The 13974-nt window shown below is 69.0% G+C and carries 17 protein-coding genes; 1 reads left to right on the top strand and 16 read right to left on the bottom strand.

What is annotated here, in order from left to right; translation table 11 throughout:
- Position 1: 1 nt before the first annotated feature.
- The 6 genes from B2W79_RS01220 to B2W79_RS01195 form a co-directional block, all read right to left on the bottom strand.
- Positions 2–1471: a sensor histidine kinase gene (locus B2W79_RS01220; protein ID WP_071329129.1), complete on the bottom strand. Its 1470-nt coding sequence runs from the start codon at positions 1469–1471 to the stop codon at positions 2–4.
- The gene (locus B2W79_RS01215; RefSeq protein WP_071328944.1) at positions 1464–1754 is read right to left on the bottom strand and encodes a hypothetical protein; all 291 of its coding nucleotides are present in this window, start codon (positions 1752–1754) and stop codon (positions 1464–1466) included. The genes B2W79_RS01220 and B2W79_RS01215 overlap by 8 nt, the downstream gene beginning before the upstream one ends.
- A 72-nt stretch (positions 1755–1826) precedes the next feature.
- Positions 1827–2624, bottom strand: coding sequence for a sulfite exporter TauE/SafE family protein (locus tag B2W79_RS01210; protein WP_292786107.1), 798 nt, complete (start codon positions 2622–2624; stop codon positions 1827–1829).
- A 46-nt stretch (positions 2625–2670) separates the two neighbouring features.
- Positions 2671–4218: a tripartite tricarboxylate transporter permease gene (locus B2W79_RS01205; protein WP_292786105.1), complete on the bottom strand. Its 1548-nt coding sequence runs from the start codon at positions 4216–4218 to the stop codon at positions 2671–2673.
- The gene (locus B2W79_RS01200) at positions 4218–4778 is read right to left on the bottom strand and encodes a tripartite tricarboxylate transporter TctB family protein (protein WP_292786103.1); all 561 of its coding nucleotides are present in this window, start codon (positions 4776–4778) and stop codon (positions 4218–4220) included. Before B2W79_RS01200 ends, B2W79_RS01205 begins: the two co-directional genes overlap by 1 nt.
- Before the next feature lies 1 nt (position 4779).
- Positions 4780–5799: a Bug family tripartite tricarboxylate transporter substrate binding protein gene (locus tag B2W79_RS01195; RefSeq protein WP_292786101.1), complete on the bottom strand. Its 1020-nt coding sequence runs from the start codon at positions 5797–5799 to the stop codon at positions 4780–4782.
- 160 nt (positions 5800–5959) lie between these two features.
- On the opposite strand from B2W79_RS01195, the gene B2W79_RS01190 reads away from it, so the two are divergent.
- On the top strand, positions 5960–7180 hold the full coding sequence (locus B2W79_RS01190; RefSeq protein ID WP_292786099.1) for a PAS domain-containing protein: 1221 nt from the start codon (positions 5960–5962) through the stop codon (positions 7178–7180).
- 54 nt (positions 7181–7234) lie between these two features.
- On the opposite strand, the gene rplQ is transcribed toward B2W79_RS01190, so the two are convergent.
- From rplQ to secY, 10 genes are all read right to left on the bottom strand, one after another.
- Complete coding sequence (gene rplQ / locus B2W79_RS01185; RefSeq protein WP_292786097.1) at positions 7235–7807, bottom strand: 50S ribosomal protein L17; 573 nt, start codon at positions 7805–7807, stop codon at positions 7235–7237.
- Positions 7808–7841: 34 nt separating this feature from the next.
- Positions 7842–8831 (bottom strand): DNA-directed RNA polymerase subunit alpha, encoded by a 990-nt coding sequence (locus B2W79_RS01180; RefSeq protein WP_025102386.1) that lies wholly within the window; start codon positions 8829–8831, stop codon positions 7842–7844.
- A gap of 130 nt (positions 8832–8961) precedes the next feature.
- A complete protein-coding gene (gene rpsK, locus B2W79_RS01175; RefSeq protein WP_292786095.1) occupies positions 8962–9360 on the bottom strand; it encodes a 30S ribosomal protein S11 in 399 nt (132 codons plus the stop codon).
- Between the two features lie 30 nt (positions 9361–9390).
- Positions 9391–9765: a 30S ribosomal protein S13 gene (rpsM, locus tag B2W79_RS01170; RefSeq protein WP_025102387.1), complete on the bottom strand. Its 375-nt coding sequence runs from the start codon at positions 9763–9765 to the stop codon at positions 9391–9393.
- A gap of 146 nt (positions 9766–9911) precedes the next feature.
- On the bottom strand, positions 9912–10028 hold the full coding sequence (gene rpmJ, locus B2W79_RS01165) for a 50S ribosomal protein L36 (protein WP_005050492.1): 117 nt from the start codon (positions 10026–10028) through the stop codon (positions 9912–9914).
- Positions 10029–10125: 97 nt separating this feature from the next.
- Positions 10126–10347, bottom strand: a complete 222-nt coding sequence (infA, locus tag B2W79_RS01160) for a translation initiation factor IF-1 (protein ID WP_017201569.1) — start codon at positions 10345–10347, stop codon at positions 10126–10128.
- Between the two features lie 174 nt (positions 10348–10521).
- Entirely contained in the window at positions 10522–11193 is a 672-nt protein-coding gene (locus B2W79_RS01155; protein WP_062632864.1) for a DsbA family protein, read from the bottom strand.
- Positions 11193–12044 (bottom strand): type I methionyl aminopeptidase, encoded by an 852-nt coding sequence (gene map, locus B2W79_RS01150; RefSeq protein WP_071328951.1) that lies wholly within the window; start codon positions 12042–12044, stop codon positions 11193–11195. The genes B2W79_RS01155 and map overlap by 1 nt, the downstream gene beginning before the upstream one ends.
- Position 12045: 1 nt before the next feature.
- Entirely contained in the window at positions 12046–12651 is a 606-nt protein-coding gene (locus tag B2W79_RS01145; protein ID WP_071328952.1) for an adenylate kinase, read from the bottom strand.
- A complete protein-coding gene (secY, locus tag B2W79_RS01140) occupies positions 12648–13970 on the bottom strand; it encodes a preprotein translocase subunit SecY (protein WP_025102391.1) in 1323 nt (440 codons plus the stop codon). The genes B2W79_RS01145 and secY overlap by 4 nt, the downstream gene beginning before the upstream one ends.
- Positions 13971–13974: the final 4 nt, after the last annotated feature.

The raw sequence follows: 13974 nt of genomic DNA, 5'->3' as shown, positions 1-13974 counted from the left end.
GTCAGCTCTTCCCTTCGATCTCGCCGGTGTCCAGGACGGGTGCGGGCACGTCGATCCCGAACGTGGCCCCCTCGCCCAGCACGCTGTCGACCCAGGCGGAGCCGCCGTGCCCGTCGGTGATGGCCCGCACGATCGCGAGGCCGAGCCCGGAGCCGCGTCGCGCACCGGCGCTGTCCCCGCGGGTGAACCGGTCGAAGATGCGCTCGGCGTCGGCCGGTGCCACACCGGGACCGGTGTCCTGCACCCACAGCCGCAGCCGCCGCTCGGGGCCGTCCCCCTCGAAGCGCGAGCCGATCCGGATCGTGTCGCCGTCCGCGGTGACCTGGACCGCGTTGGCGGCGAGCTGGAGCACCGCCTGCGTCACGCGCTGCGGATCGAGGGGGACGACGCCTTCGGCGACCTCCATCAACTGCCAGCGTCGCTCGCCCAGCATCTGCGCCTTCGCCTCGATGTCGAGTGTGAGCGTCGCGATGTCGCAGGCGGCGAGGCGCACGAAGTCGGGCTGTTCCGCGCGCGCCAGCACCAGGAGGTCCGTGACGATCCGGCTCATGCGGTCCAGTTCCTCGCTGACGAGGCGCAGGGTCGCCGCGCGCTCCTCGGGGTCTTCGCTGAGGAGCTCGAGGTGACCGCGGACGATCGTGATCGGCGTGCGCAACTCATGACCCGCGTCGTCGACGAAGCGCTGCTGCGTGGCGTGCACGGCCTCCAGCCGGTCGAGCATCTGATTGAACGTCGTGGCGACGGCGGCGATGTCGTCGCTGCCTTCGACGGGGACGCGCGCGGTGAGGTCGTGCTCGCCGATGTCCCGCGCCACGCGATAGACCTCCCGGACCGGCGCGAGGATCTGACCGGCGACGAGCCAGGCGACGCCGGAGCTGAGGAGCACCCCGATGAGGGCGACCCAGGCGATCGCCCCGAAACTGCGGTCGACCTGTGCGCGCGGCTCCGCGGTGAACTGCACGATGAGCACCGCTCCGTCCTGTCCTCCGCCCGTGAAGTCCATCCGTCCCCAGCGGACCGGGCCGGTCTCGGGCGTCGCCAAGGCACCGGAGACCGCGGTGTCCGTGAGCATCCGCTCCACCAGCGCCGCGTGGGTCTCCAGCGTGCGCGCGCCGCCGTCCTCGGCGACCGCGATCGGGGTGCCGTCGAGGGCCGCGATGACGACCTCGTCCTCGTGCACGGACTGGCGGGCGACGTACTCCCGCAGCAGCTCCTCGGCGGTCGTGAGCCCTCCCGATGCGGCGTCCTCCGCGAAACGCGCGAACTCCGCCGCCTCCTGCTCGATCTCGCCGTTCGCCGTCTGCTCGACCGCGGCGAGGAAGACGCTGCGGCCGATGAGCCCGATCGCCAGCACGGTGATCATGGTGCTGAGGATGATCCAGAGCGTGATCCGCCAGCGGGCGGGGAGCGTGCGGCGGCGCAGGGTGCGCAGCGGGGCGCCGGGTCTCTGCGGGGCCTGGGGCTCAGTCATCGTCGCCTCCGTCGTCGTCATCGTCGTCGTCCACCGGCGGAGCCGGTGCGGGAGCCGGCGCGGGGGCCGGCGCGGGCGGCGGGGCGGGGGCGGGGGCGACCGACTCCGTGGGTGTCGGCGTGGGAACGGGCGTCGGCGTCGGCGTCGCGAGCCGGACGGTGAGCGGGGTGTCCGGCAGCCGGGGGGACGCCGGCATCTGCGCGAGCGCGACACTCCCGATCGCGAACGCCACGGGCACCGCGATCAGCGCGCCGGGGATCAGGATGCGTCGTGCGGTGCTCATGCCTCCATCGTGCCCGGGGCGGATGAGGAGGAGATGAGGTGAGGATGAAGATCTCTTCATCCTCACGGACGGTCAGCCGCGCCGACGCCCGCGGACGGCCTTGAGGGCCATCTGCACCGCGATCACGACGAGGTAGGCGGCGAAGAGGAGGTTGCCGACCGTCGGGTCGACGACGGTCGCCAGCCAGGCGCCGAGGGCCGTCGTGGTGCACGCCGAGACGCCGATGAGCAGCGCGGCCAGGAGATCGACGTTGCGGTTGCGGAGATTGCCGACCGTGCCGGAGAGCGCGGTCGGGATCATCATGAGCAGCGAGGTGCCCTTGGCGACGAGGTCGCTCGTGCCGAACGCGAGCATGAGCACCGGGACGACGATCACACCGCCGCCCACGCCGATGAGCCCGGCCAGGACGCCCGTGCCGACGCCGACGGCCACCAGGGCGATCGCGGTCAGCCAGGTGAGCTCGAAGACGGCGTCGCGCGAGGGGATGACGAGGAAGAGACTCACGATCACGACGATGAGGAAGCCGACGAAGCCCCAGCGGAGGGCGGTCTGCGAGATCCGCGGGAGCAGGCGGGTGCCGATCTGCGCGCCGACCACGGCCCCGGCGGCGAGGATCAGCGCCGGGATCCAGGCGACGGAGCCCGACGCCGCGTAGGAGATGACCCCGACGGTCGCCGTCGGGACGATCGCCGCCAGCGACGTCCCGGCCGCCAGCCGCTGGTCGAACGCGAGCAGGAGCACCAGCAACGGGACGATGACGGTGCCGCCGCCGACGCCGAAGAGACCGGAGAGGAGGCCGGCGAGAAGGCCGATGCCGATGAATGCCGCGTGGGCGCGGGGCCCGCGTTTCAGGACCGTCGCATCGTTCACCGGATCAGCCTACTCCCGGCCTCTCCCCTCCTCGAATCGAACGGCCTCAGACCTCCGAGTCCGCTTTGACGGGCACCGCGATGGACTCCGTGAGCGCCTGCTCGTACCGGCGCTGCCGGCGCCGCAGCCACAGCCCGCCGGCGATCAGCAGCGCGAGGATGACGTAGGCGACCGCGGAGAACGGCTGCGCGATGAGCGTCGTCAGGTCGCCCTGGCTCAGCTGCAGCGCACGGCGCAGCTGCTCCTCCCCCATCGGCCCGAGGATCATGCCCACCACCAGCGGCGCCACCGGGAACCCGTACCGCCGCAGGAAGTAGCCGAGGACGCCGATGATCAGCAGGATCAGGATGTCGACGACCGCGAAGTTCAGCGCGTACGCCCCGAAGGCGGCGAACAGGAGGATGCCCGCGTACAGATACGGCCGCGGGATCTGCAGGAGCTTCACCCACATGCCCACGAGCGGCAGGTTCAGCACGAGCAGGATCACGTTGCCGATGTAGAGGCTCGCGACCAGTGCCCACACGAGGTCCGCCTGTCCGGTGAACAGCTGCGGCCCGGGCTGGAGCCCGTACGTCTGGAACGCGGTGAGGATGATCGCGGCCGTCGCCGTCGTCGGAAGTCCCAGCGTGAGCAGGGGCACGAGCACGCCCGCGGCCGCGGCGTTGTTCGCCGACTCCGGGCCCGCTACTCCTTCGATGGCCCCACGGCCGAACTCCTCCTTGCGGCGCGAGAGCTTGCGCTCGGTCGCGTAGGACAGGAAGGTCGCCACGTCCGCACCGCCGGCGGGGATCGTGCCGATCGGGAAGCCGATGGCGGTGCCGCGGAGCCAGGGCTTCCATGAACGACGCCAGTCGTCCTTCGTCATCCAGCTGCGCCACCCGCGCGACACCGGGATCACCTCGATCGCGCCGTGCCGCAGGCGCGCCGCGACGTACAGCGTCTCGCCGACCGCGAAGAGCCCCACCGCCACGAGCACCACATCGATGCCGTCCGCCAGGGGCAGCAGGCCGAGCGTGTACCGCTGCTGACCCGAGAGCCAGTCGGTGCCGACCAGGCCGAGGAACAGACCGACGCCGAGCGACAGCAGACCGCGCGGCACGGATGACCCCATCAGCGCACCGACCGTGACGAAGGCCACGACGATGAGAGCCACGTAGTCGGCCGGCCCGAGATTCACGGCGAAGTGCGCGAGCACCGGTGCGAGCAGCGTCAAGCCCACCGTGGCGAGGGTTCCGGCGACGAACGACCCGAGGGCCGCGGTGGCCAGGGCCGCCGCGCCCCGCCCGAGCTTCGCCATCTTGTTGCCCTCGATCGCCGTCACGATCGACGACGACTCCCCCGGGGTGTTCAGCAGGATGCTCGTGGTCGACCCGCCGTACATGCCGCCGTAGTAGATCCCCGCGAACGTGATGAGCGCTGCGGCCGGTTCCAACGTGTAGGTGAGGGGAAGGAGCAGGGCGACGGTCATCGCCGGCCCGATCCCGGGGAGCACGCCCACGGCGGTGCCGATCAGCACGCCGAAGAAGGCGAACACGAGGTACTGGGGCTGCAGCGCGGTCGCGAACCCCTCGAGGAGCAGACTCCAGCTGTCCATCAGAACATCCTTCCCAGCCAGCCGAGCGCCGGTCCCCAGGGGAGCGACAGCCCGAGCAGACCGCCGAACACGACCTGGACGACCAGCGCGAGGACGGCGCCGATGAGGAGCGCCATCCACCAGCGGCGGGCGCCCAGCGCCCACGCGACGCCGCCGAACAGCAGAGCCGCCGCCGGGGCCCAGCCGAGCGGCTCGATGAGAAGCAGATGGGCGACCACGAGCGCGACGATCTTGACGAGCGTGAGCCAGTCGGTCGGCAGGCTCTGATCGACGTCCTCCCCCTCCTCCGGAACGCCGCGGTGGCCGCGGAGGATGCTCACCACGACGGCGAGAGAGGAGCCGAGCAGCAGGATCGAGACGAACAGCGGGAAGACCGTCGGGCCGACCTGGCCGCCCGCGGGCACATGGATGGTGAAGACCCCGGCGAGAGCGAACACGCCGAGGGCCACCATCAGCAGGGCGAAGACGAGCTCACCCCGCGGCAGGGACGCGACGAGACGTGCGGACCGACGGGCGTCGGTCCGCACCTCCTCGCCGGGTCCGGAAGACCCGGTCGTCATCTCAGCCGACCAGCCCGATGTTCTGCAGCGTCGTGGTGACCTCGGCGATATTGCCGTCGAGGAACTCGTCGAACTCCGCGCCGGTGAGGAAAGCGTCCGCCCACCCTCGCGTCTCCAGCTCGTCCTTCCACGCGTCGGACGCCTCCAGCTCGGTGACGAGGCGCTCGAGTTCCGAGCGCTCGGCGTCGCTGATCCCGCCCGGGGCGATCACGCCGCGCCAGTTGGTGAGCACGACGTCGTACCCGGAGTCGGTGATCGTGTCGACGTCCGGCAGCTGCGGGACCGGCTCCTCCGACGAGACGGCGAGGGCCTTCATGGTGCCGGCCTCGATGTGCTGCAGGAACTCGCCCACGCCGGAGATGCCGGCCGAGACCTTGCCGCCCAGGATCAGCGAGGTGGCCTCGCCGCCGCCCGAGTTGGGCGTGTAGTTCAGCTTCTCGGCGATCTCCGCGCCGTCGAGTCCCGCCTCCTCGAGCAGCAGTCCGGCGAGGATGTGATCGGCTCCCCCGGCGGAGCCGCCCGTGATCGTGACCTCCTGGCCCTTGTCCACGACGTCCTCGACGAGGTCCTCCAGGGTGTCGTACTCGGAGTCCGCTGGCACGACCACGACGAGGGGCTCGTCGGTGAGGCGGGCGATCGGGGTCATGTCCTCGATGCGGACGGCGGAGGCGTTGGTCTCCACCGCACCCACCATCACGAGGCCCATGACCATGAGGGTCGCCGGGTCCTTCTCGTTGGCGAGCTGCGCGAGGCCCACCGTGCCTCCGGCGCCGCCGACGTTGGTGACGGGCGCCGAGCCGACGATGTCCTCCTGCGTCAGCAGCTGCGAGAGGGCGCGTCCGGTCTGGTCCCAGCCGCCGCCCGGGTCGGCGGGGACGACGATGTTGACGTCGGTGATGGCGACCGCCTCGTCGCCGCCGTCGGAGCCGGCCGTTCCGCCGTCGGCGGTCGAGCACGAGGTGAGGACGAGGGCGGTCGCGGCGACGGCCGCGGCGATGGTCCCGATGCGGGCGTGATTCATGGCGCTCCTCCTTGAGCGTTCGGGTGCAATCCGTCCACTGTCGAGGCGCGGATGCGCCCGCTCAAGCTTCGGAAACCATTGGTCGCGTTCCGAAACTATTGGTCGCGACCAGCTGCGTCGCCGGCTCGCGACCCGTCCACCCAGGCGGGAGAATGGGTCCGTGGCCTCGAAGATGACGCTCCGTGTGCAGCTGCTCGCGCTGCAGGCGCTGATCGTGTTCCTGGTGACCCTCGGCACCGGCATCGCCGCCGGGGCGTTCCAGGAGAACGCGCTTCGCGAGGCCTACAAGGACCGCATGCAGGCGGTCGCCCAGTCCGTCGCCGCGCTCCCCGTCGTCCTCGATGCCTTCGACGACGAGGATCCGGCCGCCGCCATCCAGCCGGTCGCCGAGGTCATCCGCGAGGCCTCCGACCTCGCCTACGTGGTGGTCGCCAACGACGAGGGCATCCGGTACTCGCATCCGAACACCGACCGCATCGGCGAGCGGGTGTCCACCGACCCGTCGATCCCGCTCGGCGGCGAGATCTTCGTCGGCACGCAGACCGGTACGCTCGGGACCTCGTGGCGGGTGAAGGTGCCCATCCGCGACGAGGACGGCGCCGTCATCGGCACGGCGTCCGTCGGCATCCTGGAGTCCGAGCTGAACGAGGAGTTCACCAGCAATCTCGTCGGACTCATCTCCGCCATGCTCGTGGCAGCGGTCCTCGGGGTCTTCGGGGCCGCGTGGGTGACGTCGTTCATCCGGCGACGCATCTACCGGCTCGAGCCGCACCAGATCGCGGCGCTGGTCAAGAACCAGGAGACGACCCTGCACGGGCTCAGCGAAGGCGTGGTGACGGTGGACGGTGCCGGGCGGATCACCCTGGTCAACGACGCGGCTGCGCGGTTCCTCGGTCGCGATGCCGCCGACCTCGACGGTGCTCCCGCCGACGAGGTGCTCGGCGCCGACCTCGCCACCGTGCTCCGGGAAGGCGAGGCCGCGGGCCGTCCCGTGATCGTCGGCTCGCATGTGCTCGTCGCCCGCAGCACCGCCTCCGGGAACGGTTCCGCCGACGTCGGGGCGACGCTCCTGCTGCGCGACCACACCGAGCTGCACGACGTCGTCCGCCGGGTCGAGACGGCCGACGCGATCATCGCCTTCCGGGAGCGGTACGGGTTGCCGAAGGGCTTGAGCGCGGAGACCCTGGAACGGGTCTCCGCCGCCCTCGCCGCCCGACCGGATGCCTCGGCGACCGAGATCGGGGATGACCTCGCCATCTCCCGCGTCAGCGCCCGTCGCTATCTCGAGCACCTCGCCGCCACGGGCCAGGCCGTGCGGTCCCTGGACTACTCCACCAAGGGGCGCCCCGGAGCGCGCTATCGGATCACCGATCCCCGCTGAACGACGAAGCCCGCCACCCCGAGAGGGGCGGCGGGCTTCGTCGCAGAGCGGTCCTTACTCGGACTTCTTCTCGACAGCGTCCTCGGCGGCGGCCTCAGCGGCCTCGCCCTCGGCCTGCGACTCGGCGCCGGCCTCGGCAGCCGTGTCGTCGGCAGCGGCCTCGTCCGCGGGAGCCTCGACGGTCTCCTCGGCGGGAGCCTCCTCGGCAGCAGGCTTCTCGTCCTTCGGAGCCGCGGCGGCCTTCTTGGTCGACTTCGCCTTCGGGGTGACGGGCTCGAGGACGAGCTCGATCACGGCCATGGGAGCGTTGTCGCCCTTGCGGTTGCCGACCTTGGTGATGCGCGTGTAGCCACCCTCGCGGTCCGCGACGAGCGGAGCGATCTCGTTGAACAGGACGTGCACGACTTCCTTGTCACCGATGACCGACAGCACGCGACGGCGGGCGTGCAGGTCTCCGCGCTTGGCGAAGGTGATGAGGCGCTCGGCGAGGGGACGGAGGCGCTTGGCCTTCGTCTCGGTCGTCTTGATCGACTTGTGGGTGTACAGCGCAGCCGCGAGGTTGGCAAGCAGCAGGCGCTCGTGGGCGGGGCCGCCTCCGAGGCGGGGACCCTTGGTGGGCTTGGGCATAATCGTCTAACTCCTGGTCAGAAAGGGTCGGGTATCAGAAGGACTCGTCTTCGCTGCCGCCGTAGAAGTGGGCGCCGTCGAAACCGGGCACCGAATCCTTGAGCGACAGACCGAGCGAGATGAGCTTGTCGCGCACCTCGTCGACCGACTTCTGGCCGAAATTGCGGATGTTCATGAGCTGCGTCTCCGACAGGGCGACGAGCTCAGAAACGGTGTTGATGCCCTCACGCTTCAGGCAGTTGTACGAGCGGACCGACAGGTCGAGGTCCTCGATCGGCATCGACAGCTCGCTGGAGTTCACAGCCTCCACCGGCGCCGGACCGATCTCGATGCCCTCGGCCTCGACGTTCAGCTCGCGGGCGAGACCGAACAGCTCGGTGAGCGTCTTGGCGGCCGACGCGACGGCGTCGCGGGGGCTGATCGCCGACTTGGTCTCGACGTCGAGGATGAGCTTGTCGAAGTCGGTGCGCTCACCGGCACGGGTGGCGTCGACGCGATAGCTGACCTTGAGCACGGGCGAGTAGATCGAGTCGATCGGGATCTGACCGGCCTCGGCGTACTCGTTGCGGTTCTGCGTCGCGGAGACGTAGCCACGGCCGCGCTCGATGGTGAGCTCGAGCTCGAACTTGGCGGTGTCGTTGAGCGTCGCGATGACGAGCTCGGGGTTGTGCACCTCGACACCGGCCGGAGCCGAGATGTCGGCGGCGGTCACTTCACCGGCACCGGTCTTGCGGAGGTACGCGGTGATGGGCTCGTCGCGCTCGCTGGAGACGACCAGCTGCTTGATGTTGAGGATGATCTCGGTGACATCCTCCTTCACGCCGGGGATCGTGCTGAACTCGTGCAGCACACCGTCGATGCGGACGCTGGTGACAGCGGCGCCGGGGATCGACGACAGCAGGCTGCGACGCAGCGCGTTGCCGATCGTGTAGCCGAAGCCGGGCTCCAGAGGCTCGATGATGAACCGGCTCCGGTTCTCGACGATCTTTTCCTCGGTCAGTGTGGGACGCTGTGCAATAAGCACTCTGTGTTCCTTTCGATCACATGCCCGCTATATGACATGTGGTGGGGTGAGGTCTTGAGTTGTGGAAGTCGATGCCCCACGCGGGGCGCCGAGCCGCTCGACCCGAAGGACGAGCGGCTCGGCACACGCATCAGACGCGGCGGCGCTTCGGCGGACGGCAGCCGTTGTGCGCCTGCGGGGTGACGTCCTGGATCGAACCCACCTCGAGGCCGGCGGCCTGCAGCGAGCGGATCGCGGTCTCGCGGCCGGAGCCCGGACCCTTCACGAGGACGTCGACCCTCTTCACGCCGTGCTCAGCGGCCTGGCGGGCAGCGGACTCCGCTGCCATGCCGGCGGCGTAGGGGGTCGACTTGCGGGAGCCCTTGAAGCCCACGCCACCCGACGAGGCCCAGGCGATGACGGCGCCGGACGGGTCGGTGATCGAAACGATGGTGTTGTTGAACGTCGACTTGATGTGGGCCTGGCCCAGCGCGATGTTCTTCTTCTCCTTGCGGCGCGGCTTGCGCGCGGCGGCCTTGGGTGCAGCCATGAAAGTGTTCTCCTAGTCCCTGGCCGCTGCTTAGCGGGCCTTCTTCTTGCCGGCGACGGTGCGCTTCGGGCCCTTGCGGGTACGGGCGTTGGTCTTGGTGCGCTGACCGCGGACCGGAAGGCCACGACGGTGGCGGAGGCCCTCGTAGGAGCCGATCTCGACCTTGCGGCGGATGTCTGCGGCGACCTCGCGGCGCAGGTCACCCTCCACCTTGTAGTTGCCTTCGATGTAGTCGCGGAGGGCGATGAGCTGGTCATCGCTGAGGTCCTTCACGCGGATGCTCTCGTCGATGTCGGTCGCCTTGAGGATCTCGACCGAGCGGGTACGGCCGACGCCGTAGATGTAGGTAAGGGCGATCACCACGCGCTTGTCGCGCGGGATGTCAACGCCGGCAAGACGTGCCATGCGGTTCTCCTGGGTGTTGTGGAGGTGTGGAGCAGGATCGGTGCCCGGGCCTCCGCCCCGAGGTGTCCCCCGCTCACGCGGGTTCTGATCCTGCCGTTTCGTATTGAGTTATGAGATTGCGAGAGCGGCACTCACGCAGCGGGGGCTCAGCCCTGGCGCTGCTTGTGGCGCGGGTTGCTCTTGCAGATCACCATGACGCGGCCGTGGCGGCGGATCACCTTGCAGTGGTCGCAGATCGGCTTGACGCTGGGGTTGACCTTCATGATGTTTCCTGTTCGCTGTCTTCGTGCTGCCCGATGTCCGACCTCGGAGACCTGGGTCCCTGAGCCCGTCGAAGGCCAGCCGTTACTTCTCGACCGATCAGCGGTAGCGGTAGACGATGCGGCCGCGGGTCAGGTCGTAGGGGCTGAGCTCCACGACCACACGGTCCTCGGGGATGATACGGATGTAGTTCTGCCGCATCTTTCCGGAGATCGTTGCCAGGACCTTGTGTCCGTTGCTGAGCTCAACGCGGAACATCGCGTTGGGAAGAGCCTCGGAGATCACGCCCTCGATCTCGATGACACCGTCTTTCTTAGCCATAGCCTCGCTGACGCTTCTGCAGATCGGTCGATCTGCGGTGGGTGGGTGGTGTGCGGTACCGGGCCGGATCGGACACGCCGAACGCATGGCACAAGGCACCAAAGATCCATGTTATCCGACGACGCCCCATCCGGCAACTTGGCCGAATGGGGCGTCGAGCGGGGTGAGCGCGTGTCAGCCGAGCAGGTCGGTGAACCGCTTCATGTCTTCCTGGTTCTGCAGGTCGAGCCGCTCGCCGTCGATCTCGACGGTCGGCGTGCCCTGGATATCGTTGGCTTTCGCCTGCGCGGCACCGAACTTGCGGTACGTCTCGTCGGTGATGCAGGACACGACGTCGTCGCCCGCGCCGACCTGGGTGGCGAACTCGGCGAGCTGCTCGTTCGTGAGGCCGGGGCTGTTCTCCGCCGGCTGGTTCTCGAACAGGACCTTCGCGTAGTCGAAGTAGAGGTCGGAGTCCGACTCGGCGACGCAGAACGCGGCACCGGCCGAACGGGAGGAGAACTCCGTGCCCTGCGAGAAGCGGTCCAGGATCGCGATGGGGTGCTGCTCGAGCGTGATCTCTCCGCTCTGCGCCTTGGCCTCGAGGGCGGCGCCGAACTGGTCCTCGAAGGACTTGCAGACCGGGCACTGGAAGTCGAGGAAGACCGACACCGTGGTGTCGCCGTCTCCCATGGAGATGGAGCCGGCCTCGGCGTCGAAGTTGTCGCTGGCGGTCGGGGTGGCGCCGGGCGAGGTCGCCTGGTTGTTGAGGAACACCACGAGTCCGCCGAGGGCCACCAGGACCACGACGACGGCGATGGAGACGCCGATCGCGAACCAGTTGGTGTTGCTCTTCGCCGCTGCCATTACTTTCCGATCTCTCGAGGCTCGACCCCGAACGGGGCGAGTCCGGCTCTTCCACCATCGGGCGCGGTGAGCACCCAGATGCCCCCATCATGCCGGGCGACGCTATGTTCCCAATGTGAGCCGTCGGTGCCGTCGACCGTCGTGACGGTCCAGTCGTCGTCCTCCACGAACGTCGCCTCGCCGCCGGCGGTGACCATGGGCTCGATGGCGAGCACGAGCCCGGGCTTCACGTCCGCGCCGCGGTCGGGCGTCCGGTAGTTGAAGACGCTGGGCGCCTCGTGCATCTTCCGCCCGATGCCGTGGCCGACGTACTCGCGGAGGATCCCGTAGGGCTCGCCGCTCACGGCGGACGGCCCCTGCGCCTCGATGTAGTCCTGGATGGCAGCCCCGATCTCGTCGATCGACGACGCTGTGGCCATCGCGGCGATCCCCGCCCACATCGAGCCCTCGGTCACGCGCGAGAGCTCCTCGCGGCGGGAGACGAGCTCCGGACGCTCGGGATCGGGGACGACGATGGTGATCGCGCTGTCGCCGTTCCAGCCCTCGAACTGGGCGCCGCAGTCCACCGAGACGATGTCGCCCGGTTGAAGCACCCGCTCCCCCGGGATGCCGTGCACGACCTGCTCGTTCACCGAGACGCAGATCGTGTGGTGGTAGCCCTTGACGAGCTGGAAGTTCGACTCCGCTCCCCGCTGCACGATCGCGCGGTTCGCGGCGGCGTCGAGCTCGATCGTCTTCACCCCCGGCTTGACGAGCGCCCGGACGGCGTCGAGGGCCTCGGCGGTGATGAGGCCAGGCTCGACCAGGGCTCGCAGCTGAGCCGGGGTCTTGTAGATCGAGCGGCGGAACATCTCAGACGGCGGAGGTGGCGGAACGCAGCCCGCGAGCGGCCAGGGCGGCGGCGATGCGCTCCGTGATCTCCTCGAGGGAGCCCACGCCGTCGATGCGGTCGACGATGCCGCGGCTGCTGTAGAGCTCGATGATCGGCGCCGTCTCCTTCTCGTAGATGTCGAGTCGGTGCGCGATGGCCTCGTCCGTGTCGTCGGAACGCCCCTGCTCCGCAGCGCGGAGGGTGAGGCGGGCGATGCTCTCCTCGCGCGGGACGTCGAGGAGGATCACCGCGTCCAGCGCCTCGCCGCGTCCTTCGAGGAATGCGTCCAGGTGCGCGACCTGAGCGGTGTTGCGGGGATAGCCGTCGAGGAGGAAACCGTTCTGCGCGTCGTCCTGGCTCAGCCGATCGCGCACGATCTCGCTCGTCAACTCGTCCGGGACGAGGTCGCCCTTGTCGAGGATGGCCGTGACCTGCTGGCCGAGAGCCGTCCCCTCCTTGATGTTCGCGCGGAAGATGTCGCCGGTCGAGACGACGGGGATCCCGTAGGACTCGGCGATGCGCACACCCTGCGTGCCCTTGCCGGAACCCTGGGGGCCGACGATGAGAAGACGTGCGGATGCTGTCATCGGAGAAGTCCTTCGTAGTGTCGCTGCTGCAGCTGGGCATCGATCTGCTTGACCGTCTCGAGACCAACGCCGACGATGATGAGGATCGACGCGCCACCGAACGGGAAGTTCTGGTTGGCGCCGACCGTGGCGAGGGCGATCAACGGGATGAGGGCGATCAGACCCAGGTAGAGGGAACCGGGGAGCGTGATGCGGGTGAGCACGTAGTCCAGGTACTCCGCGGTCGGACGGCCGGCCCGGATCCCGGGGATGAAGCCGCCGTACTTCTTCATGTTGTCGGCGACCTCGACCGGGTTGAACGTGATCGCGACGTAGAAGTAGGTGAACCCGATGATCAGCAGGAAGTACGCCGCCATGTAGATCGGGCTGTTGCCGGTGGTGAAGTTCGCGCTGATCCAGCTGACCCAGGCGGGCGGCGTGGAGCCATCCTGGGGGGTGTTGAACTGCGCGATGAGTGCGGGGATGTACAGCAGCGACGAGGCGAAGATGACGGGGATCACGCCCGCCATGTTCACCTTGATCGGGATGTACGTGTTCGTGCCGCCGTAGGTGCGGCGTCCCACCATGCGCTTCGCGTACTGCACGGGGATGCGCCGCTGCGACTGCTCGACGAACACCACGAGCCCCATCACGATGATGCCGACGAGCAGCACGAGGAGGAACACCTCGAAGCCGCGGGTCTGCCAGATGATCGACATCGCACCGGGGAACGTCGCGGCGATGGAGGTGAAGATCAGCAGCGACATGCCGTTGCCGATGCCGCGCTCGGTGACGAGCTCGGCGAACCACATGATCAGACCCGTGCCGGCCGTCATCGCCATGATGATGAGCACCTGCGCCCACCACACGTCGTTGGTGAGGAGCTGGGTGCACGCCCCGATGTCGGTCGTTCCGAAGAGCTGACCGGTGCGGGCCACAGTGACCAGCGTCGTCGACTGCAGGAGCGCGAGCGCGATCGTGAGGTACCGCGTGTACTGGGTGAGCTTGGCCTGTCCGGCCTGGCCCTCCTTGTGCAGCGCCTCGAAGTGCGGGATGACGACGCGCAGGAGCTGCGTGATGATCGTCGCCGTGATGTACGGCATGACACCGAGCGCGAAGATCGACAGCTGCAGCAGAGCGCCGCCGGAGAAGAGGTTGACGAGTCCGAGCAGACCCTCGGTGCCGGCATTGGCCGCGAGACACTGCTCCACGTTCGGGAAGTTGACGAACGGCGCGGGGACGTTCGAGCCCAGACGGTAGATCGCGATGATCGCGAGAGTGAAACCGATCTTCCGACGCAGGTCGGGCGTGCGGAAGATCCGCGCGATGGCGCTAAACAAGAAC

Origin of the sequence: Microbacterium sp. UBA7513 (genome assembly GCF_002478345.1) — a bacterium.
In the GTDB taxonomy this organism is placed as follows: domain Bacteria; phylum Actinomycetota; class Actinomycetes; order Actinomycetales; family Microbacteriaceae; genus Microbacterium.
Note: the sequence above shows the minus strand (reverse complement) of the source record. Positions and strands in the feature narration are given on the sequence as shown.